A 24,560-nucleotide genomic window follows, 5' to 3' on the forward strand; every position below is an offset into this window, starting at 1 on the left:
GGGTACCAGGTAGTGCTCAACACGGCACGGTCGGCAGTTCCCTCCATTGGGTCGTGTACCGGGCGGATTTCCGCTCGAACTTGGTCTGCCAGTCCCGCTTCACGCCTGCGGCGGCCGGATAAAGCGTGCCCCGGCCGTAGCGCTGGTTCAAGGAATCCAGCGCGCCCATCAGCTCCGCCCGCCTCTCCCGGTCGAACCCGACCAGCAGGCTTTTTTGCACGGTTTCGATTGGCATTAGCTCGGTAAGCACCAGCCCGGCCTTGGCGTACCGGAACCCGCCTGCCAGGCGGCTGCGGCGGCTCCGATCGCGGCGGTCACCAGTTCATGGGTGTCGTCGGTCACCTCGAGGAACGCGAGGGCCTTGCCGACATGCCGAAAGGGGTCACCGTTGAACTTGTTGGTGTGCATGAACACGTAGCCCTGCACGGCCGAGACGCGGTGACGGCGCAGTTTCTCGGCCGCGCGTGTCGCGTAGGCCATGCATGTCGTGGACGAGGTGCTGGCCTATCAGCGGCTGGTCGAAGACGGGCTGCCGGCGGACGCGATCGCTGGCCGGTTCGGCCAGTCCATTGTCACGGTGCGCCAGCGCTTGAAACTCGCCAGCCTGTCGCCGGCCATTCTGGACAAGATGCGCGGCGATGCCATCACGATCGAGCAGGCCCGCGCGCTGGCGATCAGCGACGATCATGCGGCGCAGGAAGCAGCATGGTTCGGGCGCGAGGGCTGGAGCCGCAGCCCCGGCAATCTGCGGGCAGTGCTGACCGACGAGCATATCCGCAGCAGCGACAGGCTGGCGCGCTTCATCGGCATCGAGACTTATGAGGCCGCCGGCGGGGCGGTGCTGCGTGACCTGTTCTCGCAGGATCAGGCGACCTTCCTGACCAACCGTCCCTTGGCGATGGAACTGGCGGCCGAGCGGCTGCAAGCGGTTGCCGATGCCGTCCGGCCGGAAGGATGGGCATGGGCTGAGATCAGCATCGAGGCCGACAGCCTTCATCAGGCCGGCTATGGTCGCATCCACCCCCGCCGCCGCGATCACACCGAATCCGAGCAGGCCGAGCTTGCGGCATTGGGTGAGAGCTATGACGCCTTGGCCGAGCAGATCGAAGCGCATGCCGAGGGCGACCCGCAGATCGCGGCCGACGAAGACCGCCTTGCCGAAATCGAACGGCGTATCGAGGCGATCAGGGATGCCACCGAGAGCTTTGCGCCCGAGGAACAGGCCTTGGCCGGTTGCCTTGTCGCGATCGGCTATGACGGCGCGCTGAAGGTGACGCGCGGCCTCGTCAAGGCGGAGGACCGTCCGGCGCTGGAGCGGTTGTGTCACGGCGAGCAGGGCGATCACGATAACAGTGAGGCCCCTGCCCTGCCCTCACAGCCTGACACCACGGAGCCGAGCGGGTATTCCACGACGCTGATCGAGGAGTTAACGGCGATCCGCACGGCCGCGATGCGGGTGGAGCTTTCGCAGCGGCCGACGATCGCGATGGCGGCGATGCTGCATCCCTTGGTGCTGGCGAGCTTCTATGGCCGGCATCATGGTCTGCACATGCACTCAGCCATCGAGGTCAGGGGTGAGCGCAAGGCGCTCGACCTCAGCATCAGGCAGCCCGAGGCTTGCCGGGCGCTGTCCGGCTGGACCGAGATTGTGGAGGCATGGGGTTACCGCCTGCCGGGCGATCAGGCCGATCTCTGGGCATGGCTGATCGACCAGCCGATCGAGACGCTGACGGACCTTCTCGCCGTGGTGTCGGCGGCGAACCTCAATGCGGTCACCGCGCGCCATGAGATTAGGCGCGGTCGTATCGCGCAGGCGAACCAGATCGCGCAGGCCGTCAATCTCGACATGCGGTCATGGTGGAGCCCGGAACAGGAGTTCCTGTCGCGCCTGTCGAAATCGACCATCGCCGCGATCCTGCGCGAGGCCGGATGCTCCGAGGATGCCGCCAAGGCGATCGAGCGCAGCCCAAAGGCCGAGGCTGTCGCTCAGGCCGAACGCGAACTGGACGGCAAGGGCTGGCTCCCCTCCCCGCTCCTGACGCGCGGCGCTGATCAGGCCAACGCCGCCGATTCCGAGCATGATGATGTCGAGGACGAGGTGCCGACGCCCATGGCGGCCGAGTGAGTAGCCGCGCCGTTGGCGAGCCAGACATCTCCGATCGAAGCAGCAGTCCGGGTCTCATGGCCCGGGCGGTATTCGCCCGCGGGGACTGCTCCTGCGCGGGATCGACCCGCCCAGGACCAGATCAGGGGCGCCCCAAAGACCCGCCCCTCACGCTCCCCTGTCCGCCCGAGGCGCGTGAATCAGTCGGCATTCGGGAGGTCGTCCTGCAAAGGGTTGAACAATCGGACGCTTAGACTTAGCGGCTCGAAATGGCGCATGTTGTCGGTCAGAAGCCCGTGTCCGTGCGCCTGCGCGGTTGCCGCGATGAGCACGTCGGACAGACCAGGATGGCGACCGTTGGCCCTCGCCTCTTCGGTCAGGACGCCAGCGACCTTCGCTACCTCCGCATCCAGCGGCAAAACGCGTTCGTCGTACGCATCGAGGATTCGGCCGAGCCACTTGCCCAAGTCGATGGCACGTCGCTCGCCTCCGGCGCGACGGAGCTTTTCGATGCCGGCCGTGATTTCGACGACGGAGAGCGCCGACAGAAAAAGGGTATCGGAATTCCTCAGCATCCAGTCGCTCAAATTCTTCGGAGCTTTCGCTTGACCATTTTTGTCCGGCGCGAGTTGGCTGACGATATTGGTGTCGAGCAGCCAGTTCGTCACAGTTCGATCTCGCGAGACGGCGAGCGATCGCGCTCGATCTCGAGTTCATGTGGAATCGAGAGCAACAGTTCGGCGAAACTGGGCCGGTCATCGGGATAAAGTTTGCGGCCATCTGCGAACGGCACGATCATAGCCGCCGGGCGGCCGTGTTTGGTCACGATTGTCGGCTCGCCGTGTTGTGCCGATTCGATGATGGCCGAGAATGTCGTCTTGGCCTCTTTGAGGTGCAGGGTTTTCATGCGGCACGTCCTTAGTGGTCACCAGTGACCATTTAGCATGTGTAATAGAAATTGGCCATCGGCGCTTCGGGCGTTATTCGACAGCTGGTCCAGTGGTTTTCTTGGCTCCGGCTTGACTGCTCACCTGCTCGATCTGTCAGTTCCTGCCCGGAAAAAATCCCGGATGACGCGCGGGTCACGATCGCCAATGGCCGACACACTTCGAGTTGCCACATGGCAACACGGCAAAATGCCAGATAGGTAAATCCGAGTTCACCTTAAATCGCTTGCCAACAAGGCCGACTCGGGCCATTTCTGACTACGATGAAAAACCGTAGTTGGATGAGATCGCGTAGTTATGGCGAAAGCACGTAGCGAAAAGACTTTAGCAACCGGTCAAAAGCCGCTGATGACAGACGTCATCGCTGGCGACGGTGCTGCGCTCTCTGCCGAGCTGCTCGCGATGCGAGAGGCGCTGTTTCCCCCTGTCTCCAAAAAATCCCTGCGCTCGTTTTCTTCGGTTGAGACTGCGAAGTTGATAGGTATTGCCGACGCCTATCTGCGCCAGCTTTCGCTTGGCGGTAAGGGCCCCCAGCCTTCGATTATTGCTGGCGGGAGACGGTCTTATACCCTCGAGCAGATCAACGAGCTGCGCGTAGTGCTCGAAGAAGGCTCTAAGGGTAAGCGTTATGTGCCGCATCGGAGCGACACCGAGCATTGCCAGGTAATGGCAGTGGTTAATTTCAAAGGCGGGTCTGGCAAAACGACGACCGCTGCGCATCTTGCTCAATTCCTGGCACTTCACGGCTATCGTGTACTCGCAGTCGATCTCGATCCGCAGGCCTCCCTCACCGCTCTTTATGGGTATCAACCGGAATACGATATTCAGCCAAACCAGACGATGTATGCTGCCGTCCGTTACGGTGAGGAACGTCTCCCACTCCAGGATGTCATTCGCAAAACCTATTTCTCGGGTCTCGACCTGGTTCCAGGAAATCTGGAGCTGATGGAGTTCGAGCACGATACGCCGAGAGCGCTGGCTGAACACAATGCAGAGCCATTCTTCGGACGAGTCGCGACCGCTTTAGGGTCGGTCGCCGACAACTACGATGTGATGATTCTGGATTGTCCGCCTCAACTCGGCTTTCTGACACTTGGGGCGCTCTGTGCGGCGACCGGTCTTCTTATCACCGTGCATCCTCAGATGCTGGACGTCATGTCGATGTGCCAGTTCCTGCTGATGGCCTCCGATATCCTAAAGGTCGTGCAGGGCTCTGGTGGAGACCTAGATTACGACTTCATCCGTTACGTCGTGACCCGATTCGAGCCGGCTGACGCGCCGCAAACTCAGATGGTCGCTTTCATGCGTTCCCTCTTCAGAGAGCGGGTGCTCAACAGCACGATGGTGAAATCAACTGCGGTTTCTGACGCAGGCCTCTCAAAGCAGACTCTCTATGAGGTCGGGCGAGAGAATTTTTCCAAGCAGACCTACGATCGCGCTATTGAGTCCCTCGATGCCGTGAACGGAGAGATTGAGCGACTCATCGAGCAGGCTTGGGGGCGTGCTTCATGAGCCGTAAGGATACACTGAAAGCAATGCTGTCGCGCCGATCAGAAGAGTTGCCACCTGGCAACTCTTCTCCGGAAGCTCCTATTTCACAGGCTTTGCCTCCAATCTCGCACGTCAGATCTGGCGCTGTCGGAGCTATGGGTAGATCTCTAGGGCAAATCGCAACGGCTGCGGAGCGTGCGAACGCACTCGTGGCATCCGGGGCGGCTGTCGTGGAAATTCCTACAGACAAGCTGACAGGCTCTTTCGCGAAAGATCGCCTTGATGACGAGGGCGCCGAGTTCGTCACGCTCTTCAACGCGATTAAGGACTTCGGTCAAAAAAGCCCGATTCTAGTTCGACCGCATCCAGACAAGCCGGATTACTACCAGATCGCTTATGGGCATAGGCGCGCCAAGATCCTTGGTAAGCTTGGGCGACCAGTGCGCGCGGTTGTTCAAAATCTGACGGACGAAGAATTGGTCGTCGTCCAAGGGCAAGAGAATTCAGCTCGCAAAGATCTGAGCTATATCGAACGGGGCCTTTTTGGACTGACCCTTGAAGAGCAGGGCTTCGAACGTAGCGTTATTATGTCGGCGCTAAGTATGGAAAAGACCCAGATATCAAGACTTTTGTCGCTCAGTAAGTCGATCCCAAAAGAGGTTATCTTAGCGATTGGCCCTGCGCCAAAGGCAGGACGTCCTCGTTGGACGGCTCTCGCCGAGCGTATAACCGAGCTCAAGAACTCGTCTCGCTTGGGTAAAGCATTAGCCGATCCGAAATTCTTGGAGGCAGATACAGACGGACGCTTTGTCCGACTCTTCAATGAATTGGCCCCCCGAAAGTCACGAGCCAAGACTCACCGCATCGTCATCAAGGGAGCGGCGGGACAGAAGATTGCGACCGTGGAAAAGACAAGTACCACGCTTTCCGTGGTCGTGGACGCAGAAGGCTCTCTAGAGTTCGGGGAATTTGTTGCAGCACGATTGTCCGAACTACATCGCCAGTTCGAACTAGCAAAGGAGCCTTCGAGCTAAGTCAGACCCAAATCCGATAGGCCGCAAAAGAAAAAGGCCCCCAAACAGCGTTCGGAAGCCCTTCTCCGTTCATAAGCAAGCAGAGAATCGCACTTCCGCGAATCGCCGTCAAGAGTCTCATGTGAGATTCAACGCCGTTTGGTGGCGGGTTTCTTTTGCCTAACGCTAGGTGAAAGACAATGGAATCACGACTCTCGACGACGCCCTTTGGGCGGCGAACGCTGACCCTTGCCCATGTGGCCAGCCAGGCTGTCGCAAAAGCACGACCGCTAGAGAAGGCGGTTCACAAATGGAACATCTTCCGGGCGATCTGCACGGCCAAGAATGCTCTCGGCGTGCCCGAGCGAGCGCTGGCCGTCCTGGACGCGTTGCTGTCTTTCCACCCGGAGACGGTGCTGACCGGCGAAGGCCTGATCGTCTTTCCCTCGAACCACCAGCTCAGCCTGCGGGCGCATGGCATGCCGATGGCGACGCTCAGGCGGCATCTTGCGGCCCTGGTCGATGCCGGCCTGATCGTCCGGCGCGACAGCCCCAACGGCAAGCGCTACGCCCGCAAGGGCAGGACAGGGGAGATCGAGTTCGCCTTCGGTTTCGATCTGGCCCCACTGGTCGTGCGTGCGGAAGAATTCGAAGCGCTGGCGGCCGACGTCGAGGCCGAAGCCCGGGCGCTGCGCCTGGTCCGCGAGCGGGTCACGATCTGCCGGCGCGACATTGTCAAGATGATCGCGACGGGGATTGAAGAAGGCGTTCCGACGCAGGCAGCAGGGCAGGGGCCGGCCGACTGGGCCGAGATCCACCAGCTCTATCGCGGCGTAATGGCGCGGATTCCGCGTAGCGCGACCCGCCTTGCACTCGAGCCAATCGCCGATGAGCTGTCGCTGCTTGCCGACGAAATCCTCAACCTGTTGGAAACTCATATTAAAACTCAAAATATGAGCGGCAATGAGTCTCACGATGAGCGCCACATACAGAATTCAAAGCCAGACTCCCCTATTGATCTTGAACCTCGCTTTCCAGAAAGCAGGGGGGCTGGTTTGGAGATCGTGCCGGAAACGAAGCGGGTGCCGGAAGGATCGTTCCCGCTGGGAATGGTTCTGGACGCCTGTCCTGACCTGATCGACTATTCGAAGGGCGGGATCGCGAACTGGCGCGACTTTTTGGCGACTGTCGCTATGGTCCGGCCGATGCTTGGGATCAGTCCGAGCGCCTGGGAGGAAGCCATCGGCGTCATGGACGAGGTCCAGGCTTCGATCATCGTGGCGGCCATTCTGCAGCGCGGCGAGGCGATTTCCAGCGCAGGCGGCTATCTGCGCGAGCTGACGCGAAAGGCGCAAGCGGCCGAGTTCTCGCTCGGGCCGATGCTGATGGCGCTGATCGGCAGCCGGCGGCGCGAGAAAAAGCGGGCGTAAGGATGATGCGGCGCAGCCAAGCGATGTCTAAAGGCATTGCGATTCGCTGATCCGCGACTGGTCCATGACGTGTTGGCATCGTCGTATTGCCGAGCTGCGGTCTATGTTCTAATGTATCAACATCGCTTGTGAGGGGTGTTTGCCATGTCGATCACGACTGTTTCGAGCCGTGCGTTCCAGCAGAACGCGAGCGAGGCGCAGAAGGCGGCGCGGACTGGTCCGGTCGTCATCACGAACCGGGGCCGTCCGACCCAGGTGCTGCTGAGCTACGAGGCCTATCAGCGGCTGGCAGGCGCGCGGCGCAGCATCGTCGAGGCGCTGGCCATGCCGGGCCTGGCGGAGATCGAGCTGGAGACACCGGCGATGCGGAATCTGCCGCGGCCGGCCGAGTTCTCCTGATGTTTCTGCTCGATACCAACGTCATTTCCGAATTGCGCAAGGCAGGAGACGGCAAGGCAGATGATCGCGTAGTGGCTTGGTTGTCGGCGGTGGATGCCGCGACCTTCTATGTGTCGGCTGTCACGCTGATGGAGCTTGAACTCGGGATCCTGTTGATCGAGCGCCGCGATGTCGCGCAGGGCGCGCGGCTGCGCACCTGGATGGACGGTTATGTCCTGCCTGAATTCGCGGAAAGAACCGTTCTGATCGACCGGGCCGTGGCGCTCGCCTGCGCGCGTCTTCACGCGCCCGACCCGCGCCCCGAGCGCGACGCCTTCATCGGCGCCAGCGCGATCGTACATGGCATGACCCTGGTGACGCGCAACATGGCGGACTTTGCGCCGATGGGGCTAACCGTCGTTAACCCGTGGAACCAGGAGCGCTGAGTGCAGGGCCGCAGCTTTGAGGGTCAGCTAGCGATCATTTGACGGACAAAGACAATACTGGGTTTCTTTGGTTAAGATGGAACGACCCGTTCCAGATCATGACGATAAGAACATTCGCGGCTTTTGCCGCGCTGGCGCGGAGGCGAACGCGCTTTGTCATAGCGCCGTAGAGAGCCAGAGGGCCGCATGCAGGAGCTTTCCGGCGCATGGCGCCGGTCCACCTGCTTCACGCGCTCCAGCGCCCGCAGAATCGCGCGTTACCCACGGTCGAACAGACCTTCGAACTCCCGATCGGCGAAGTAGCGCAGTTTGCCGGCGATGATGGGGCGCTGGTTTGCGATGAAGAGCATCTGCGCGGTGGGGTGCATGTTGCGCACTTCATCGGGTGTCATGAGCGGGCGGGCGACGTGCTGCTCGCCATAGGAGATCCCGGACTTTTCGGAATCAAGCGCGCGGCTCATGGTCTGGAAGACGACGGTCTCCTGGCCGGTGAGGTCGGAGACGAGGCGGGCGCTGTCATGGTCGTTGACGCCAAAGACCTGCAGGACGCCGGCGTTCGACAGGAAGGTGCCGGCGCGGCGGCCATAGGTGGCGCGGAGCTGATGGACGTCCTGGAGGATGGGCCAGAGCTGGACGCCGTAGCCTGCCATGAGGCCCATGGCGCGCTCGACGGGTGCGAGATTGCCGAGCGCCGCAAACTCATCGAGCAAATAGAGCACGGGCTCCGCCGGCGTGCCTTGTGCGGCCTGTGATCCTGCCGGGGCAGGGGAGGGCGCACGCGCCATGTCGGAGAGGCTGCGGGTGACCATCAGCCGCAGCCAGCGCGAATAGGTCGCGAGTCGATCGGGCGGCAGGACCAGGAACACGGTCGCGGTGCGGCGTTTGAGATCGGCGAAAGAAAACTCGCTCCGCTCCAGCACGGCCGTCATGCGCGGCGAATCCAGAAAATGCGTATGGCGCTGCGCGGCCGAGAGGACGCCGGCAGCCTCGCGATCGGATTTTCCGAGATGGCGGTTTGCGGCGCGGGCGATCAGCCCGCCGGCCGCAGTCGACGCCTGCATGCGCTTCAGCAGGGCGGTGAAGGCTTCGGGCGCGAGGGTGAGGCATTCTCGCAGTATCGCGAGGTTGCGTCGCTCGCGTGGTTCGTCAGCGGCGATCGACAGGATGATACCGCCGATCAGGGCTTTCGCTTCGTCGTTCCAATGCGCCTCGCCGGCTTCGCCTGGCGCGTCGAACACGAGCGCGTCGGCGAGCGTGGCGGCTTCCTCGGCCACATCGATGTCGTCGGGATCGAGATGATGCAGCGGGTTGAAGGCGGATGAGGGGATGCCGGTAACGCCGAAGGGATCCAGCACATGAACCTTGCCGAAGCGGTCCCGGGCGCGCGCAGTGACCATTGCGTTCTCGCCCTTGGGGTCGATGCAGACGACCGAGCGATCGGCGGTGAGGAGGTTGGGGATGATGGTGCCGACGCCCTTGCCGGTGCGGGTCGGCGCCATTGTCAGGAGATGGGCCGGCCCGTCATAGCGCATCAACTTTTTGGTGATCGGGTCGCGGCCGATCAGCAGGCCGGCTTTGCCGCGCGTCAGCGACGAGACTTCGTTGTCATTGGCGAGGCGGGCCGAGCCATGGGTAGCGTCGTCATCGACCATCCCGAAATGCTCGATCATCGGCTTCACCGCGAAGCGCGCCAGCGTCATCAGCCGAGCAGGCCGGCGAGCAGATTGCCGGCGAGATGGAGCCAGGTCCGGGCCATACCGATCGCGTCCATGGCGAGATGCACAGTGAAGAGCAGGACGAGGGTGACGATGCCGGCGATGGCTCCGACTTTTGCGACATAGTGGATCGCGCCGAGGGGTCCAAACACAGCGCAGCCCAGCGCCCATAATGGATCGCGCCAGGCCGCTCGCAGCATGTTCACGAAAGCGACTTTTGCCAGCATCAGGCACGCTCACCAGTAGCGGCCGGCTCGGCAGAGGCCTGAGCCGCAGCCTTCTCGGTCGCCGACAGCTCGATCAGGTCTGGGAAGAGCGTCCGGTCACCGTCGCGGGTCAGAAACCCCGGCAGCTCGCGCTTAAGCCAGGCCCGCAGCCGATCGACGAACTCCGCGTCCTTGCTGGTCTCGAGCCGCTGCAGGACCAGCGCCCCGAGCAGCACTTTCCGTCGTGTGTCGTTGGCGCGCTCCTGGCGGCCAAGTCTCGCCTGCAGGGTTTTGCGCTGGGCGTCGAGCTGGGCCAGCCGCTCCTCGATCGATCGTCTCGCCATCGGGCGTCTCCGTCAGAGTGAGCGCCCGTTTCTAACGGCGACAATGCGGCGAGCCAACCCCGCGCGCAAAGATTGGAACGGTTCGAGCCAAACCAACACCACGCGACATGCAAATCCCGTCGCCGATCGCTCTAGCACAAAGCGTGCCGCAGGCGGACCACGAGAAGCGTCAGAAGCGTAGCGGATGATGCTTCAAGTGCGCACTTACGAGTTGTTGCACAACTCCACGCCTGTTACGGTGATCGCGGAACTGGGATCCACGAATTGGCGATCTACCATCTCAGCATGAAGCCGATCAGCCGCGGCGTGGGCCGCAGCGCGGTTGCGGCTGCGGCGTACCGCGCCGGCGAACGACTGACCAACGAGCGCGATGGCGTCACACATGATTTTACCCGGCGCGGCGGGGTGGAGCATTCCGAGATCGTGCTGCCGCGCGGGTCGGACGCTGAATGGGCGAAAGATCGGGCGACATTGTGGAATGCGGCCGAAGCGGCCGAGGCCCGGAAAGACGCCCGTGTGGCGCGGGAGTTCGAGATCGCCTTGCCGCATGAGCTTTCTGCGGAAGAGCGGCTGGAGGCCACGCGGAGCTTTGCGCAGGGGTTGGCCGATCGCTACGGGACGGCGGTTGATGTGGCGATCCACTCTCCGCATGGCGAGACCGATGTGCGCAACCATCATGCCCATCTCTTGATGACGGTGCGGGCTGTCGGGTCGGAGGGGTTCTTGGACAAGACCTCGATCGAGCGGGAGAACAAGTGGCTCTTGTCGCAGGGGCTGCCGACCTCCTCGATGCAGATGCGGGAGATCCGTCAGTCCTGGGAGCAGGTCGCCAATGAGCGGCTTGCCGGTGCTGCGCTCGACGTGCGGATTGATCACCGCTCGCATCAGGAACGCGGGCTGGAGATCGAGCCGACCGAGCATATGGGGGTGTTCGCCACCCAGATGGAGCGGCGTGGGGTCGAGGTGTCGCGGACCCGGCTCGACGGGGATGCCGCGCGGCGCAACGCCGATCTGATCGCGGAAAAGCCCGAGCAGGTTCTGACGCTGATCACGGGTGAGAAGAGCGTGTTCGATCGGCATGATGTCGCGAGGGCGCTGCATCGCTCGATCGATCAGCCTGAGGCGTTCCAGGCGGCGTTCGCCAAGGTGATGGCGTCAGACGCCCTGGTCGAGCTTCAGGCGGAGCGCGTCGATCAGAACGGCGAGATCACGCTGGCGAAATACTCGACGAAGGAGATGGTCGCGCTTGAGCGCGGCATGGCGGACGGGGCGTTGCGGATGAGCGAGGCGCGTTCGCATGGGGTCGACGGGGCGAATGTCGATGCGGCTTTGGCCGTGCAGGATGATGCGATCCGGCGTGGGGTGGCGGCAGACGCGACCGGCCAGGTTGCGCGCGGCGTCATGTCGGAATCCGATCGGGATGTTGCGATCGATTCGGCGGGTCTGAGCGACGAGCAGCGGCGGGCGGTCGAGCATGTCACCGGCGGGGAGCAGATCGCGGTCGTCGTCGGGCTGGCCGGCGCGGGCAAGAGCACGATGCTGGCCGCCACGCGGGATGCGTGGGAGCGGCAGGGTTATGCGGTTCATGGCGCGGCCTTATCGGGCAAGGCAGCCGAGGGGCTGGAGGAGGCGTCCGGGATATCGTCGCGGACGCTGGCGTCGTGGGAGCATGGCTGGAAAGCCGGGCGCGGCGAGCTTGGGCCCAAGGACATCATGGTGATCGACGAGGCCGGCATGGTCGGATCGCGTCAGCTTGCGCGTTTTGTGGATGAGGCGGAGCGCACGGGTGCAAAACTGGTCATGGTCGGGGACCAGGAGCAGTTGCAGGCGATCGGGGCCGGGGCGCCGTTCCGCGCGATCGCGGAGCGGGTCGGGTTCGCCGAGCTGCAGGACATCCGCCGGCAGCGCGAGGACTGGCAGCGCGAGGCGTCCGGCGACCTTGCCCGACACAGGACGGGCGAAGGTCTTTCCGCTTATGCGGAGCGTGGCGGCGTCCGGTTCAGCGAGACGCGAGACGCGGCGCGGGCGGCGATCGTCGCCGACTACATGGCGGATGTTGCCGAGCGGCCCGAGGGCTCCCGCGTCGCGATGGCGCATCGGCGGGTCGATGTGCGGGCGCTGAATGCCGACATCCGTGCGGCGCGGCAGGACGCCGGCGAGCTGGCGCGCGGGGAGGGGGATCAGGGTCGGCTTGGGCGCGAGCAGGTGTTCGAGACGAATGACGGGAAGCGGTCCTTCGCGCCCGGCGATCGCATCGTGTTCCTGGAGAACAATCGCGAGCTTGGCGTCAAGAACGGGATGCTGGGGGCGGTTCAGTCCGTCGAGCCGGACGTCATCACGGTCCGGCTCGACGGACCCGCGCGCGACAGGGGAGAACATCGCACGGTGTCGCTCTCGACGGGTCACTATGCCGCGTTCGACCATGGCTACGCAACCACGATCCACAAGACGCAAGGAGCGACCGTCGATCGCGCCTTCGTCATGGCGTCGGGGACGATGGACCGGCACCTGGCTTATGTCTCGATGACGCGTCATCGCGATCAGGCGACGCTCTATGCCGGCCGGGACGAGTTCAAGGGCGGGATGGAGTCGTTGACGACTCGGCTCGGCCGCGACGGATCGAAGGAGACCACGCTCGATTACGCGCAGGGGTTTGCCGAGCGGCGGGGGATCGCCGAGCGGTTCGGGGTGAAAAGCGAGATCGAGGTCGAGCGCGGCGGCGGCGGGCAGGGGCGTCAGCGGCCGGGCGGCGAAAAACCGCGCGGGGATCTTGCGCGGGAATCCGGTGCGAACGTGCCGGCTGCCGATCGGCGTGGTGATCGCGGCGAGGCGCAGGGGCGTGTCGCCGGCGGGGAAGGTGCTGATCGCGCTGATACTGGCGCGGAGACGCCGGCAGCCAAGCGCAGCATGTTTGCCGGGCTCAAACTCGGGGCGGGTCGTGGCGAGTCGCAGGAGCGGGCTAGCGCGGCGCCGGAGCGGTCGGGTGGTTCGAGCATAGGCGCCCCATCGTCGGGCTCTGCCGCGGCGCGCGTGCAGCTTCTGGCGGCCGTCGAGGGCTATGCCCGCGCGTATCAAGATGCCGCCCGCATGCGCGCCGCCGATCTGCCGGTGCTCGAGCATCAGAAACTGGCGCTGCGGAGCGCCGGGGCTGCCATGGACAGGGCTCGGCCGGGGTCGACGCAGGAGATGGCGTTGGTTCTCAAACATGAGAGCTTGAGCCAGCGCGCCATGGCCGAGCTGACCGGGCCGGCGCGCGCCGCGCAGCTCGTTGCAGGCATGGATCGCGAGCGGCAGCGGCAGGTGCAGCGGGAGGCTGCCGCGCGGGGCTTGGAGGCTGGCGCTGGCATGACAGGTCAAGGTAAGGCGGCGCGCGAGCTTGAGGCCGAGAAGCACGTTCGCGAGCGCGACAAGGGCATGGAGCGGTGAGCGTGATGGGTGACGGTCGGATGCAGCCCGGGGAGGATGATGCGGCGCGGGCGTTTGCCGCGCTGCAAGCTGAGGTCGCGACCTTACGTCAGGCCGTCGAGGCGTTGCCGGCTACACCCCGACGCTCGGCGCCGTCGTAAAAGTGCTGACCCAGTTGAAAGGTAGGCCATCAATCGCAGACTGTTCTAACGCCAAATCTACCGTGGCGATCCTGATACTCGACTTCTCGGCAGCCACGATGATGAGGGCTCCGGTGCCCTCCTTGGTCTTCATAGCTCCGTTCCTGATGATGCCTATCCCGATCGAAAATGGGACGTTCACCATGATGTTCGGTATGGGGAGCACCATGATGGAAAGCCGCAGCCTGGTCCGGCGATAAGCGCTCCGGCACCCAAAATCCCGACGGTCACGATGAGCCATTTTAGACTAGGAATCATTTTTCATACTCCTTACGCGGTAATAGGGTACAAAATGTTGATGAACATCGCCTGAAAGATGTGCTATCCGTCAATGCTTGTCTGAATTCTATAAGCGCACTGGTAGAGGCGGGGTGCGGATTGTATCCGACTTGGCAAGCACGGCTGTGGCGTTTTATCCTGGTAGATAAGGCTTGATGCACACGAGTTATGCCGCAACTGTCGCGCTGCATTGGTTATCGAAGCAAATGGGAAGCCGTGCAATGACCGCTATCTCGTCTTCAGCAGCGTCTCCAGCAATAGCGGCAGTTCGACGGGCAATCCAAGCTTTGAATGCCGGCAGGTGCGATGAGGCAGAGATTGAGGCATTGTCCGCGCTTGCGATGCGTCCTCAGGAGCCCAGTGCACTCAACGTACTCGGTTGCGTTGCCCTAAGCCGAAATAAGCCGAATGAAGCAATCGGTTTCTTCGAGCGGGTCCGCTCGACACAATCCAAGGAGCCTCTCCTTCATTTCAACCTCGGCGAGGCTCATCGGCGTGCGGGTGCGCTGGAGACGGCCCTGCGTCATTTTAGAAAGGCCGCCCGTCTACGCCCCGATTTTGCCGAGGCGCACGGTCAGATGGGTGAAATGCTGCGGGCGCTCGGGCATTCGTCAGAAGCCGCACACGCTTACCGAACGGCCTTGGCGCTCAACCCGAACCTTCCACATTGCTTGAACGGCTTGGGACTTCTCCTTCTCCATTGCGGCGAGTTTTATGCAGCGGCCGCTTGTTTTGGGTCGGCGCTCCAATCTACCCCCGCACACATGTCGGACGCTAGGGCAGGTCTTTGCGCCAATCTTGGTAAGGCTTGGATTGACGCCGGAGAGGTGCCAAAAGGTCTTGCCGCGCTGACTGACGCGATCGCCTGTGCACCAGGTGAGGCCAGATTCTGGCACCTGCTTGCCATCAGCCTGCTCAATGTAAACGCTGTGCCAGAAGGTGAACGCTTCCGGACCGTGCTAATCGAGCTTCTCAAGCGCGAGGACATTGATCCGCGCCTCGTCGCCACCGCAGGCGTCGTCGCGCTGAAGCACGACCTTCGGGTTGAAGCCCTGTGTGCTCGCTTGCTTGCAAATCCTCAAGCTGCCGATGACATCATCGCACAAAGCGCGACGGTTATCGAAGCCCTTCGGTGCGATGCGCTCTTCCTTGCGCTCTTAACGGCTACGCCAATACCCGATGTCGGTCTGGAACTGGTCTTGACACGCATCCGTCGTGACCTGCTCATGGCCGAATCAGAGGGTACCAAAGAGGCATGCGGCAAAAAATTGGACTTCATCTGCGCGTTGGCCAGACAATGCTTTTTAAACGAATACGTTTATTGGACCGATCCGCACGAGGAAACCGCGTTGGCGGCCCTTCGCGCTTGCTGTGAGCCAAGGGGATTTGTCGGCGGTGAAGTCGGTTGGCAGCGGGTTGCCGTTCTGGCCTGCTATATGGGGCTCCACCGAACTCACGCAGGTCTCCTCAACTTCGACGGGGCCCCGGAGCCATTGCAGGCTCTCGTCTGCGAGCAGATTGCGGAGCCGGCAAGAGAGCATGAATTTGCCGCGAGCGTGGCATCTCTCAAGCCCATTCGCGATACCGTCTCGCTCGCGGTGCAGGCCCAGTATGAGGAAAGTCCCTATCCGCGATGGACCCGGTGTCAAATAGGCGCACCGCGGCCGCTGCAAGATGTGATTTCGTCGGCTCTGCCACACGTTCAACCCAATGAACTTCCTAGGACCGATAGGCCTCAAATCCTGATCGCTGGCTGCGGGACGGGCGTTCAGACCATGAAGGTCATCCAAACCTACGCAAACGCCTCCGTGCTTGCCGTGGATATTAGCCGAAGCAGCTTGGCCTATGGCATGCGCAAGCTCGCAGATCTTGGCATTGATTCGGTGCGGCACCTCCATGCCGATATTCTTGACCTCTTTGATCTCGACGAACGCTTCGATCTCATCGAGTGCTTCGGCGTGCTGCATCATATGCGCGATCCTGAGACTGGATTGCGCATTCTTGCTAGCCTTCTCGCACCAAACGGGCTGATGTTCCTAGGTCTCTATAGCGAACTGGCGCGGTCCAGTGTCGTTGCAGGCCGGCACTTCGTTGCAGAGCAAGGATTGCCGGCGGAACCGGCGGGCGTGCGGGCGGGGCGCCGAGCGATTATAATACAAGCGGCGCGCCCGGAATTGGGCATGCTGATCAGCCCGGCTTCGGATTTTTGGACCTTGTCAGAATGCCGCGACATGATCTTTCACGTTGAGGAACACCGCTTTACCCTTATTGAGATTGGCAGCATGCTCCAAAGCTGTGGATTGGAGTTTCTGGGACTTGAACTTGCCAACCCGCTCGACCGCGCGCGATTTGAAGCCGACCACGCTGATAAAGCAGATATTCGTTCACCTGCAGCTTGGCATGACTTTGAGAACCATTACCCGAACACGTTTGGGGACACTTATCGGATCTGGGCCAGGCGCGCCGACAACGCGCATAACCTCTCGCCACGAGCTTCCTGCAGTGAGGTGCCTTAAGGCTCGTTCGTTTTACTGAGGTGAAGCGTTCTTGATGGCTTGCTGAGCGCCGTCTCGGGGGCCTCGAGAACGACACTGTCTTGAGATCGGCTGAGAAAGCGCATCCCCTACGCGTTCTCGCGCTGGATTAGGGGCGCTGCGAAGCAGCGGTTCAGGAATGACAGGCTGGCGATGTCACTCAACCGTCACCGCTTCGTCGTCGCAGTGAGATGCAGGACCGCCAAACGCTCCGGTCTGCCCCCAAAACCTGGAGCGTTCCATGCGCCTTTCCCTGACCGCGGCCCTGCTGCTCTCCTCGACCATGCTTGCCGGCGCGCAGGACGCGCAGAAGGAGTTTCCGGCCAAGCTTCTCGGCCATGCGCTGCTGCCGGCCAACACCATGGTCGCCGCCCCCGCCGACGCGCCCGCCGACCTCAAGGTCTCGGGCAAGTTCACCACGCCGGGCAAGCGCGTCGAGACGGTCGGCACGGTGATGGGCACATCCGGCGGCCGCCCGACGGGCTTGTCCACGCCGTTCGCGGGGCAGCCGGTGCAGGGTTTCTCCGGCATCCGCTCGCTCGGCAACGGCGAGTTCCTGGTGCTGACCGACAATGGCTTCGGCTCCAAGGCCAATTCTCCCGATGCGATGCTGTTCTTCCACCGCATCAAGGCCGACTTCGCGGGTGGCAAGATCGAGCGGACGGCCACCACCTTCCTGCACGATCCCGACAAGAAGGTGCCGTTCCGCATCGCCAATGAAGGCACCGAGAAGCGCTACCTCACCGGCTCGGATTTCGATCCCGAGTCGATCCAGCCGATCGGCGGCAAGTTCTGGATCGGCGAGGAATTCGGGCCCTATCTGATCCGCGTCGACGCCAGCGGCAAGGTAGAGGCCGTGTTCGAAACGATGGTCGACGGCAAGCCCGCCCGCTCGCCCGACCATTTCGCGGTGACCACGCCGGGCGCCCCCAACCTGCCGGTCGAGTTCAACGTCCGCCGCTCCAAGGGCTATGAGGGCATGGCGCAGTCGCCGGACGGGCGCTTCCTCTATCCGCTGCTCGAAGGCCCGCTCTGGAACGCGGAAACCAAGGGCAATGAGGAGGTCGATGGCAAGGAAGTCCTGCGCATCCTCGAGTTTGACGTCGCCGCCGAAAAGTGGACCGGTCGCTCTTGGTTCTTCCCGCTGGAGCAGAAAGGGCTGGCCATCGGCGACTTCAACATGATCGACGCCACCACCGCGCTGATCATCGAGCGCGACAATAGCGAAGGCACCGCCGACAAGGCCTGCGCCACCGGACAGCGCGGCCCGGACTGCTTCCACGACCTCGCCAAGTTCAAGCGGATTGTGAAGATCGAGATGACCGACGCCAATGTCGGCAAGGCCGTGCGTAAGGTCGGCTTCATCGACCTGATGAAGATCGCCGATCCCGACAAGAAGGCCGTGCAGGGCGCGATCGACGGCGTGCTGCCCTTCCCCTTCTTCACCATCGAGAACGTCGACGTCGTGGACCGCGCCAACGGCATCATCGTCGTCGGCAACGACAACAACCTGCCCTTCTCCTCCTCGCGCGACCCGAAGAAGGCCGACGACAACGAGCTCGTGCTGCTCTCGGTCAAGGACCTACTCGACGCCAAATGAGAAGTCGCATGCGTCATGCCTGCGCTGGACTCCGGAATGCTGTGCAAAGCGGGCAGGTTCGCCGCAGAGATCGTCCCCGTCGGCGTCAACAGCGATGGAAGGCGCGAGGTGCTCGGCATGGATATCGCCACGGCGTTTGCTTAGGATGATGCGGCCGCCGCAGCCAGCAATGGCGTAGGGTCGCCGACCAGCTCAGGCCGACGGTCCCCAAGCTCGCCGCGCTGATGGACACTGCCGAAACCGACGTCTTCGCATTACACGACCTTCCCGACGCAGCATCCCGCCAAAATGCACAGCACGAACCCGCGGGAGCGTCCCAACGGTGAGATCAAGCGCAGAACCGAGGTCGTCGGCATCGTTCCCAACAACGCTGCAATCACAAGGCTCGTCGGCCTGATTCTGCTCGAATAGTATGATGAATGGGCCTTCCAGCGCGCCCGCTACATCACGCCAAAAAGCATCGCCGATCAGCTGATCACATCGTCCGCCCGTCAGCTGTGGCCGCCTGACAATCCCGGCCAAAGCCGGCATCGTGGTGCTCTCGTAAAGGCGTTCAAGGATTTCGTCGGCGAACTGCCCAATGTCCTCAATGTCCGCACGGCGCTGGCGCTCGACCGGGTCAATGACGAGCCGATCGTGCCGTTCGAGTGAGGCCGCGCCTCACCCGCCCAGATAGCGCTTGATCCAGAGCGAGTTGTTCTCGATCAGCGCGGCGACGCGGCGCTGGTCTACGTCGGGCCGGTACCAGGCTCCGCCGGAGCCGGAATCGACCACTGAGAGGATCGGAAAGGTCTGTAGTACCTCGCCATGCGAGCCGAATACCGTTATCTCGCTATCGAAATTGTCGTTGCTGCCACCACCGCCCGTCGACCTGCCGCTGCCGCCGGCGAAGCTCGAAAGCCAGACACCCTTGACGAGGACATGCAACGTCGCGCCCTTGCCGCGCTGATAGAGCGGGCCAAGCGTCTCTGCGAGCTGGCGTTCCATCGCGATGCGGATGCGTTCGGCGTTCTCACCCCAGCCCTGCCTCGCGATGCGCGAGGTGTCGACCCGGATCGACCCGATGGCGCGTGCCTGGGCGAGGGCGGCTGTGACGAGGGCCGGCGAGAGCGTCAGCGCTGCGCCGGTCAATCCGAGCGAAAGGAGGTTTCGACGCGTCGTCATCGGCGTTCTCCAGCGATCCTACCGGAGATATAATCTTCGTCTTGCGTTTGTCCATGGTGCTTTCGGCGCCGCTCGAAGCCGTGTTTAGCAGGGTGATGAAATACGCCCCTGTTTGACGGGGGTGAGCTTCGAGATCGGCGGTTTGGGTAGCAGGGTCGGTCGGGTATGTGGCTGGTTTGTGCCGTCCGAACCGAGGACTTTTGCGCCTTCCCCGTTTAATTAAATGATTTTCGACATAACAATTCATGGCACCAAGAGGCTCTAAATCGTGTTTGGCGCTGTCAGCCTCAAAGCGTGTCGGAAAGCCTTTGCATCTCGACCGAGTCGTCGTCTTTTTTCATCATGTTGGCGACCATCTCATACGTTCTGGTCAACTTGACGAGATCAACCATTTCGGTGGCGCCGACGACGTTGGATTTTTCGATCGCGCCGGAGGCCATGCGAGGTGCAATTGGGGATGGATTCGTGCTTGAGGAGAAAAGGTTGTTGCCTGCGGCGAGCAGATCGGCGGGGTTGGGAAAATCAACCACGGAGACCTTGCCGCGCGTACCCTGGCTTGTGGAAATCGTCCCGTCGTCGCTGATCGTTATATTTCGCTCGGTAGCGGAAAAGGTCAAAGGACCACTCGAGGTGACGACCGGATTTCCGGAGGCTGTGACAAGTTGCCCGGAGCTGTTCAGCTTAAACGAGCCGTCGCGCGTATAACGGTTACCGTTGGGTGTGTTTACGACGAACCAACCGTTGCCTTTGATGGCGACATCGAGCGGATTGCCCGTGAATTCGATTTGCCCCTGCGACAAATTTATCCTGGAGACGCCGTTATCGACGAGCGAGACATACTTGTTCGCATTCGGTTCATTGCCCGATTGGGTCGCCTCTTTCAAATGTTCCTTGAAAGAGGCGCGCTGACCCTTGAAACCTGGCGTCGATATATTGGCAACGTTATTTGCCAATCTGTCGAGATCACGCCGCATCGCGATCAGGTGCGAAAGACGAACTAAGCCGGTCGATGACATCTTTTTCTTTTCACCAACAAGAACCGCAAAACAATCTATTAGATTTCGTGCAATCTGGCAATTTTCACAGAGATCCTCTTGGCTGGATCGCAACGGTCCGAATTTCATCCGCTTTGAATGCGACGGTGAATGGCAGCGTCTGCGCGAGCGTCGAGCATGACCGGAGCTTCGAATGATGTCGAACCTTGAGGCCAGCTACGGGCTGGCAGTCGCAGCGGAGAGGGACGTCGCCAGCGTAGGGGAGCCGCTGGATTGCCTTGTGATAGGCGGCGGTCCCGCCGGACTGACGGCTGCGATCTATCTGGCAAGATATCATCTGTCCGTTGTAGTCGTGGACGGCGGACAGAGCCGGGCCAGCTGGATTCCGGTCAGCCATAACCATGCCGGTTTTCCAGACGGGATTGCCGGATCTGAGCTCCTGGTTCGCATGTCGGCTCAAGCAAAGCGCTACGGTGCTCGCCATCTGTCAGCCGAAGTGATGTCGTTGACGAAAGAAAGCGGCCATTTCCTCGCCAAGGCTGGCGCCGCAATCCTGCGGGCCCGGACGGTCCTGCTGGCGACCGGCGTGGTCAACCGTCGCCCCGCGGGCATGCCGGATGATATGCATACCCAGGCGCTGGCGCGCGGTCTGCTGAGATACTGCCCCATTTGCGACGGCTTTGAGGTGACCGACGCCCGTGTCGGCGTCATCGGAGACGCCATCGGCGGATTGGGCGAGGCGGAATTCTTGCGCAGCTTCACGTCGGATGTAACCTTGATTTCGCCTGATAGCGTGCACGAACTCGATGCGTGCCAGCGGTCGCGCGTCGATAAGGCCGCCATCAAGGTGCTCGATGGTCCCTGCCTGGCTTTCGAACTGCGTGATGACGCGATCGCGGTCGCATTGCCCGACGGCAATCATGTCTTCGACGCGATCTATCCGGCGCTTGGCAGCGATGTTCGAGGCACTCTTGCAGTCGCGTTGGGCGCGACACTGTCGGATCAGGGATGTGTGATCGTCGATGACAGGCAACGAACCGACGTGCCGGGCCTTTACGCGGCGGGCGACGTCGTCCAGGGACTGGATCAGATCAGCTACGCCATGGGTCATGCAGCCGTCGCAGCGACGGCGATCCGCAATGATTTGAACGCAAGCACGCCTCTCTTTCGCTGAGGCGATCCAGCGGCTTCGATCCAACAACCGGGCTCTTTGACCGTCAGGAATGGGCTTGGAAAATGCGGTCTGGCGGGGGCTTGCCTTGAGGTTTGTTCGCTAAACCGCGTTTTCGGGGATGGATCGGGAACGTGGCGGTTTGGGCTTGCGGCCGAGTAGCTTTTCGCCGTCCGGCCGGAGGTCGCCTGTGGGCGCGACATGGCGATAGAGCGTCTGGCGGGTGACGCCGAGTTCGGCACAGAGATCAGCGATCTTCGTCTCGGGTTTGCCCATCGCCGCCTGCGCCAGCCGCAGTTTCGCCGACGTCATCTTGAAGGGTCGGCCGCCGTTGCGCCCGCGGGCTCGCGCGGCAGCGAGACCGGCGTTGGTGCGCTCGACGATCAGCTCGCGCTCGAACTCCGCCAGCGCAGCGAAGACGTTGAACATCAGCCGACCGTTCGCCGTGGTGGTGTCGATTGCGGCGCCCTGGCCGGTGAGCACCTTCAGGCCGACGCCGCGTCCGTTGAGAGCCTGAACGACATCGACGAGGTGCTTGAGGTTGCGGCCTAGCCGGTCCAGCTTCCAGACCATCAGCGTGTCGCCATCGCGCAGCGCTCTTAGGCAGGCCTCCAGTCCCGGCCGGTCGTCCCGCTTTCCGGACGCGCGATCGGTGTAGAGCTGATCGACGGCGACGCCGGCGGCCACGAGCGCGTCGGATTGCAGATCGACGACCTGGCTCCCGTCCGTCTTGCTCACGCGCATGTAGCCGATCAGCACGAGTTTCCCCCTTACGACGCCGTCACGCAAACGGCCGATTATCCGAGCGCCCGCACGGCAGCTCCGCCCGATCCGAATCCTGTCACTAATCCCGTCATTCTGTCAAAGGTCTGCAAACGCTTAGACTTGTTGATTGTGTGACAAAGCCGGCTGATCGGACGCGGCGAGGTAGGGCACATCGAGCGTACGCTGTTCACGTTCACGGGCTCGGCTCGTAGCGTCGGGGTGCCAGGCCTGACTGAACAAGGGCGAGGCTTGCCAACCCACCCGGCACCAGCCGTTCATGTCCACCGACAAGTCGCTTCTTGGTTTGGAACCCTGGCCCCTGCTCGATCGCAGACCTCGAACTCTCCCGTGATCAGGATTATTGCCCAGCGGTGCCCGATGCGAACCTGCCCAGAATGCTCAGCACCCCTATCATGAGAGGGATATAGAGCGCCTACATAAGGTCGTCATCGAATGCTCCGACGGTGATATCGGCCGTATCTTAAACTCACGCCTTATGCCTGTATCATGTAGACCAAGGTCGAAATTCGGTTCGATGAGGAGAGACGATGGGTTCGGGACACTCGCATGCCGGCGCGGCGCCATCGGGTACGGCGGCAGGGAAGCACAAGAGCCGGCTCGCCTGGGCTCTGGCGCTGACGACCAGCTTCATGGTGGCCGAGGTCGTCGGCGGGCTCTGGACCGGTAGCCTCGCGCTTCTCGCCGACGCTGCCCATATGCTCACCGACGCCGGCGGCCTCGCTTTGGCGCTCATCGCGATTCGCTTCTCCGAGCGGCCGGCGACGCCGCAGGCGACCTACGGCTATGTCCGCGCCGAGGTGCTCTCGGCGCTGACCAACGCTGTCGTGCTGCTGCTGTTGACCGTCTACATCCTGTACGAGGCCTATAAGCGCTTCCAGAACCCGCCGGAAATCATCGGTGGGCCGATGCTGGTGGTCGCCGTGATCGGCCTGATCGTCAACCTCATCAGCATGAAGCTGCTTTCAGGTGGCTCGTCGGAGAGCATCAACATCAAGGGCGCCTATTTCGAGGTGCTGAGCGACATGCTGGGTTCGCTCGGGGTCATCGTCGCGGCGATCGTTGTGCTGCTGACCGGCTGGACGCTGGTCGATCCGATCATCGGCGCCGGCATCGGCCTGTTCATCGTACCGCGCACCTGGATCCTGCTGAAGCAGGCCATCCATATCCTGATGGAGGGCACTCCGCCCGAGATCGACGTCGGCCTGCTCGAGGGTCGACTCGCCGCGATCCCCGGCGTCGATGCGGTGCGTGATCTTCATGTCTGGACGGTGACCTCGGGCCTCGATGCGATGAGCTGCCATCTCACGGTCTCGGACATGAGCCAGGCCCGCACGATCCTTGAAGCCGCCAACACGGCCATGCGCGACGAATTCAAACTCGACCACACGACGATCCAGGTCGAGGACGCGGCGCTGCGGGCCAAGGAGGCCAAACTGCGCATTTGATGCGCAAGTCCCATCGATGCGGCAGGTCCCGTCGGCAAGCGCGATATGGCCCTATTGCGCAACTGCTCCCAAAGGCCTGATCTTTCAGCAAGCAGGAGGCATCCATTATGGACGCCATCATCTCCGCTCTCGTCTCGTTTTTCCTGATCGCCCCGCTACAGGCGGGGATCACCAAGACCCTGACCGCGGCCGGCGTGCCGGAGGCGGTCGTCACGCAGGTCACAGCCTGCGCGAAAACCGCCGCGCCCGTGATCGTCCGGCGCGCGACGGGCGATCCAGTCTGGCTCGTCTCGAGCACATTCGGCCTCTGGACCGGCGCGACAAGTCCCGACAAAATCCTCATCGACGCCGCACCCGGTTGCGCCGAGCCGGTGGCGGCGGCGCGCGCTTATTTTGCCAAGAGCACTTGAGCAGTTCCCTGCACTACGTAAAAGCAGGCGAAGTCGGAACTGAACGCATCAAGGCTTCGTCGCGGTTCGTGATATCATGTTCGGGAATGTCCGATGCCTAGCTTACAAAGAGCGTTTTTCGTTATCGGATTGCTGGCGGTAACGGCGTTTGCGGCTACGGTCGTCGGTATCGTGCTTTATCGCGTATTTCCCAGCCACCCGTGGGTCACGATTGTGGGTCCATTGGGAGCAGCGCTAGGGGTGATTGGTATGACTAGGATTATTTTCGGCCGTGATCGGTAGCAGATCCTGGTGACAAACCGAGCCTTATCGCCCTCAAGGCATCAGGCGCCGTCGTACGCGTCCTCCTGAGTCTCCGCTCTTCCTCTTCCGTAGAGACACGGCCGCAAGGATAGCGGTAAGCGGTGTTCTCAGGCCACGGCCTTGAGCGGCTGAGGCGCATAGGCCCATGGCAGCAGATCGTCGATCTGGCTCTGCGGATGGCCGTCGACGATGCG

At 62.3% G+C, this 24,560-nt stretch carries 24 protein-coding genes and 1 pseudogene; 14 read left to right on the top strand and 11 right to left on the bottom strand.

Going from position 1 to position 24,560, the window contains the following annotated elements; translation table 11 throughout:
* Positions 1-16 precede the first annotated feature (16 nt).
* Both ACFPOB_RS01040 and ACFPOB_RS01045 read right to left on the bottom strand, forming a co-directional pair.
* On the bottom strand, positions 17-235 hold the full coding sequence (locus ACFPOB_RS01040) for a DUF4113 domain-containing protein (RefSeq protein ID WP_377795180.1): 219 nt from the start codon (positions 233-235) through the stop codon (positions 17-19).
* On the bottom strand, positions 235-480 hold the full coding sequence (locus tag ACFPOB_RS01045; RefSeq protein ID WP_377795182.1) for a DinB/UmuC family translesion DNA polymerase: 246 nt from the start codon (positions 478-480) through the stop codon (positions 235-237). The genes ACFPOB_RS01040 and ACFPOB_RS01045 overlap by 1 nt, the downstream gene beginning before the upstream one ends.
* On the opposite strand from ACFPOB_RS01045, the gene ACFPOB_RS01050 reads away from it, so the two are divergent.
* Positions 479-2,125: a ParB/RepB/Spo0J family partition protein gene (locus ACFPOB_RS01050; protein ID WP_377795184.1), complete on the top strand. Its 1,647-nt coding sequence runs from the start codon at positions 479-481 to the stop codon at positions 2,123-2,125. The genes ACFPOB_RS01045 and ACFPOB_RS01050 overlap by 2 nt on opposite strands.
* Before the next feature lie 179 nt (positions 2,126-2,304).
* On the opposite strand, the gene ACFPOB_RS01055 is transcribed toward ACFPOB_RS01050, so the two are convergent.
* Together ACFPOB_RS01055 and ACFPOB_RS01060 are read right to left on the bottom strand one after the other, a co-directional pair.
* Entirely contained in the window at positions 2,305-2,772 is a 468-nt protein-coding gene (locus ACFPOB_RS01055) for a type II toxin-antitoxin system VapC family toxin (protein WP_377795186.1), read from the bottom strand.
* Positions 2,769-3,011, bottom strand: a complete 243-nt coding sequence (locus ACFPOB_RS01060; RefSeq protein ID WP_377795188.1) for a type II toxin-antitoxin system Phd/YefM family antitoxin — start codon at positions 3,009-3,011, stop codon at positions 2,769-2,771. The genes ACFPOB_RS01055 and ACFPOB_RS01060 overlap by 4 nt, the downstream gene beginning before the upstream one ends.
* 337 nt (positions 3,012-3,348) lie before the next feature.
* On the opposite strand from ACFPOB_RS01060, the gene repA reads away from it, so the two are divergent.
* From repA to ACFPOB_RS01085, 5 genes are all read left to right on the top strand, one after another.
* On the top strand, positions 3,349-4,563 hold the full coding sequence (repA, locus tag ACFPOB_RS01065) for a plasmid partitioning protein RepA (RefSeq protein WP_377795190.1): 1,215 nt from the start codon (positions 3,349-3,351) through the stop codon (positions 4,561-4,563).
* Complete coding sequence (gene repB, locus ACFPOB_RS01070) at positions 4,560-5,576, top strand: plasmid partitioning protein RepB (RefSeq protein WP_377795191.1); 1,017 nt, start codon at positions 4,560-4,562, stop codon at positions 5,574-5,576. The genes repA and repB overlap by 4 nt, the downstream gene beginning before the upstream one ends.
* Before the next feature lie 179 nt (positions 5,577-5,755).
* Positions 5,756-6,985 carry a plasmid replication protein RepC gene (repC, locus tag ACFPOB_RS01075; RefSeq protein WP_377795192.1) on the top strand — a complete coding sequence of 410 codons (1,230 nt, stop codon included), beginning with the start codon at positions 5,756-5,758 and terminating at the stop codon, positions 6,983-6,985.
* Between the two features lie 144 nt (positions 6,986-7,129).
* Positions 7,130-7,384, top strand: coding sequence for a type II toxin-antitoxin system Phd/YefM family antitoxin (locus tag ACFPOB_RS01080; RefSeq protein ID WP_068184785.1), 255 nt, complete (start codon positions 7,130-7,132; stop codon positions 7,382-7,384).
* Entirely contained in the window at positions 7,381-7,809 is a 429-nt protein-coding gene (locus ACFPOB_RS01085; RefSeq protein WP_068184790.1) for a type II toxin-antitoxin system VapC family toxin, read from the top strand. Before ACFPOB_RS01080 ends, ACFPOB_RS01085 begins: the two co-directional genes overlap by 4 nt.
* Positions 7,810-8,066: 257 nt before the next feature.
* On the opposite strand, the gene ACFPOB_RS01090 is transcribed toward ACFPOB_RS01085, so the two are convergent.
* From ACFPOB_RS01090 to ACFPOB_RS01100, 3 genes are read right to left on the bottom strand one after another with little or no spacing between them, the layout of a single operon-like run.
* Positions 8,067-9,509: a type IV secretory system conjugative DNA transfer family protein gene (locus ACFPOB_RS01090; protein ID WP_377795194.1), complete on the bottom strand. Its 1,443-nt coding sequence runs from the start codon at positions 9,507-9,509 to the stop codon at positions 8,067-8,069.
* Entirely contained in the window at positions 9,509-9,751 is a 243-nt protein-coding gene (locus ACFPOB_RS01095; RefSeq protein WP_377795196.1) for a hypothetical protein, read from the bottom strand. The genes ACFPOB_RS01090 and ACFPOB_RS01095 overlap by 1 nt, the downstream gene beginning before the upstream one ends.
* A complete protein-coding gene (locus ACFPOB_RS01100) occupies positions 9,751-10,074 on the bottom strand; it encodes a mobilization protein (protein ID WP_377795198.1) in 324 nt (107 codons plus the stop codon). The genes ACFPOB_RS01095 and ACFPOB_RS01100 overlap by 1 nt, the downstream gene beginning before the upstream one ends.
* A 264-nt stretch (positions 10,075-10,338) precedes the next feature.
* Here ACFPOB_RS01100 and traA point away from each other — a divergent pair, with 264 nt between their 5' ends.
* Entirely contained in the window at positions 10,339-13,500 is a 3,162-nt protein-coding gene (gene traA / locus ACFPOB_RS01105; RefSeq protein ID WP_377795199.1) for a Ti-type conjugative transfer relaxase TraA, read from the top strand.
* A 111-nt stretch (positions 13,501-13,611) separates the two neighbouring features.
* Here traA and ACFPOB_RS01110 read toward each other — a convergent pair whose 3' ends face one another.
* Entirely contained in the window at positions 13,612-13,773 is a 162-nt protein-coding gene (locus ACFPOB_RS01110; RefSeq protein ID WP_377795201.1) for a hypothetical protein, read from the bottom strand.
* Positions 13,774-14,179: 406 nt separating this feature from the next.
* On the opposite strand from ACFPOB_RS01110, the gene ACFPOB_RS01115 reads away from it, so the two are divergent.
* The 4 genes and pseudogenes from ACFPOB_RS01115 to ACFPOB_RS01130 form a co-directional block, all read left to right on the top strand.
* Positions 14,180-16,474: a tetratricopeptide repeat protein gene (locus tag ACFPOB_RS01115; RefSeq protein WP_377795203.1), complete on the top strand. Its 2,295-nt coding sequence runs from the start codon at positions 14,180-14,182 to the stop codon at positions 16,472-16,474.
* A 259-nt stretch (positions 16,475-16,733) separates the two neighbouring features.
* Positions 16,734-18,092, top strand: a complete 1,359-nt coding sequence (locus ACFPOB_RS01120) for an esterase-like activity of phytase family protein (RefSeq protein WP_377795205.1) — start codon at positions 16,734-16,736, stop codon at positions 18,090-18,092.
* Between the two features lie 15 nt (positions 18,093-18,107).
* Entirely contained in the window at positions 18,108-18,236 is a 129-nt protein-coding gene (locus ACFPOB_RS01125; protein ID WP_377795220.1) for a hypothetical protein, read from the top strand.
* Positions 18,210-18,500, top strand: a pseudogene (locus ACFPOB_RS01130) (transposase); the annotation flags it as partial. The gene ACFPOB_RS01125 and the pseudogene ACFPOB_RS01130, both read left to right, overlap by 27 nt.
* A gap of 252 nt (positions 18,501-18,752) precedes the next feature.
* Here the strand turns inward: ACFPOB_RS01130 and ACFPOB_RS01135 are convergent.
* Both ACFPOB_RS01135 and flgF read right to left on the bottom strand, forming a co-directional pair.
* Positions 18,753-19,256: a hypothetical protein gene (locus tag ACFPOB_RS01135; RefSeq protein WP_377795207.1), complete on the bottom strand. Its 504-nt coding sequence runs from the start codon at positions 19,254-19,256 to the stop codon at positions 18,753-18,755.
* Between the two features lie 287 nt (positions 19,257-19,543).
* Positions 19,544-20,272 (bottom strand): flagellar basal-body rod protein FlgF, encoded by a 729-nt coding sequence (flgF, locus tag ACFPOB_RS01140; RefSeq protein ID WP_377795209.1) that lies wholly within the window; start codon positions 20,270-20,272, stop codon positions 19,544-19,546.
* A gap of 175 nt (positions 20,273-20,447) precedes the next feature.
* On the opposite strand from flgF, the gene ACFPOB_RS01145 reads away from it, so the two are divergent.
* Positions 20,448-21,425 (top strand): NAD(P)/FAD-dependent oxidoreductase, encoded by a 978-nt coding sequence (locus ACFPOB_RS01145; RefSeq protein ID WP_377795211.1) that lies wholly within the window; start codon positions 20,448-20,450, stop codon positions 21,423-21,425.
* Positions 21,426-21,524: 99 nt separating this feature from the next.
* Here ACFPOB_RS01145 and ACFPOB_RS01150 read toward each other — a convergent pair whose 3' ends face one another.
* Positions 21,525-22,181 carry a recombinase family protein gene (locus tag ACFPOB_RS01150; protein WP_377795213.1) on the bottom strand — a complete coding sequence of 219 codons (657 nt, stop codon included), beginning with the start codon at positions 22,179-22,181 and terminating at the stop codon, positions 21,525-21,527.
* Between the two features lie 554 nt (positions 22,182-22,735).
* Here ACFPOB_RS01150 and ACFPOB_RS01155 point away from each other — a divergent pair.
* Both ACFPOB_RS01155 and ACFPOB_RS01160 read left to right on the top strand, forming a co-directional pair.
* Complete coding sequence (locus ACFPOB_RS01155) at positions 22,736-23,653, top strand: cation diffusion facilitator family transporter (protein ID WP_377795215.1); 918 nt, start codon at positions 22,736-22,738, stop codon at positions 23,651-23,653.
* Positions 23,654-23,760: 107 nt separating this feature from the next.
* Positions 23,761-24,063 (top strand): hypothetical protein, encoded by a 303-nt coding sequence (locus ACFPOB_RS01160; RefSeq protein ID WP_068186367.1) that lies wholly within the window; start codon positions 23,761-23,763, stop codon positions 24,061-24,063.
* Positions 24,064-24,560 lie beyond the last annotated feature (497 nt).

Origin of the sequence: Allobosea eneae, from assembly GCF_042657265.1 — a bacterium.
Taxonomy (GTDB): Bacteria; Pseudomonadota; Alphaproteobacteria; order Rhizobiales; family Beijerinckiaceae; genus Allobosea; species Allobosea eneae.

Bases quoted from the DNA above. Each gene is read 5' to 3' on its own strand.
- ACFPOB_RS01040 (WP_377795180.1), bottom strand. From the start codon at position 235: ATGCCAATCGAAACCGTGCAAAAAAGCCTGCTGGTCGGGTTCGACCGG.
- ACFPOB_RS01050 (WP_377795184.1), top strand. From the start codon at position 479: ATGCATGTCGTGGACGAGGTGCTGGCCTATCAGCGGCTGGTCGAAGAC.
- ACFPOB_RS01045 (WP_377795182.1), bottom strand. From the start codon at position 480: ATGGCCTACGCGACACGCGCGGCCGAGAAACTGCGCCGTCACCGCGTC.
- ACFPOB_RS01060 (WP_377795188.1), bottom strand. From the start codon at position 3,011: ATGAAAACCCTGCACCTCAAAGAGGCCAAGACGACATTCTCGGCCATC.
- repA (WP_377795190.1), top strand. From the start codon at position 3,349: ATGGCGAAAGCACGTAGCGAAAAGACTTTAGCAACCGGTCAAAAGCCG.
- repB (WP_377795191.1), top strand. From the start codon at position 4,560: ATGAGCCGTAAGGATACACTGAAAGCAATGCTGTCGCGCCGATCAGAA.
- repC (WP_377795192.1), top strand. From the start codon at position 5,756: ATGGAATCACGACTCTCGACGACGCCCTTTGGGCGGCGAACGCTGACC.
- ACFPOB_RS01080 (WP_068184785.1), top strand. From the start codon at position 7,130: ATGTCGATCACGACTGTTTCGAGCCGTGCGTTCCAGCAGAACGCGAGC.
- ACFPOB_RS01090 (WP_377795194.1), bottom strand. From the start codon at position 9,509: ATGACGCTGGCGCGCTTCGCGGTGAAGCCGATGATCGAGCATTTCGGG.
- ACFPOB_RS01095 (WP_377795196.1), bottom strand. From the start codon at position 9,751: ATGCTGGCAAAAGTCGCTTTCGTGAACATGCTGCGAGCGGCCTGGCGC.
- ACFPOB_RS01100 (WP_377795198.1), bottom strand. From the start codon at position 10,074: ATGGCGAGACGATCGATCGAGGAGCGGCTGGCCCAGCTCGACGCCCAG.
- ACFPOB_RS01110 (WP_377795201.1), bottom strand. From the start codon at position 13,773: ATGAAGACCAAGGAGGGCACCGGAGCCCTCATCATCGTGGCTGCCGAG.
- ACFPOB_RS01115 (WP_377795203.1), top strand. From the start codon at position 14,180: ATGACCGCTATCTCGTCTTCAGCAGCGTCTCCAGCAATAGCGGCAGTT.
- ACFPOB_RS01120 (WP_377795205.1), top strand. From the start codon at position 16,734: ATGCGCCTTTCCCTGACCGCGGCCCTGCTGCTCTCCTCGACCATGCTT.
- ACFPOB_RS01125 (WP_377795220.1), top strand. From the start codon at position 18,108: ATGCCTGCGCTGGACTCCGGAATGCTGTGCAAAGCGGGCAGGTTCGCC.
- ACFPOB_RS01135 (WP_377795207.1), bottom strand. From the start codon at position 19,256: ATGACGACGCGTCGAAACCTCCTTTCGCTCGGATTGACCGGCGCAGCG.
- flgF (WP_377795209.1), bottom strand. From the start codon at position 20,272: ATGTCATCGACCGGCTTAGTTCGTCTTTCGCACCTGATCGCGATGCGG.
- ACFPOB_RS01145 (WP_377795211.1), top strand. From the start codon at position 20,448: ATGTCGAACCTTGAGGCCAGCTACGGGCTGGCAGTCGCAGCGGAGAGG.
- ACFPOB_RS01155 (WP_377795215.1), top strand. From the start codon at position 22,736: ATGGGTTCGGGACACTCGCATGCCGGCGCGGCGCCATCGGGTACGGCG.
- ACFPOB_RS01160 (WP_068186367.1), top strand. From the start codon at position 23,761: ATGGACGCCATCATCTCCGCTCTCGTCTCGTTTTTCCTGATCGCCCCG.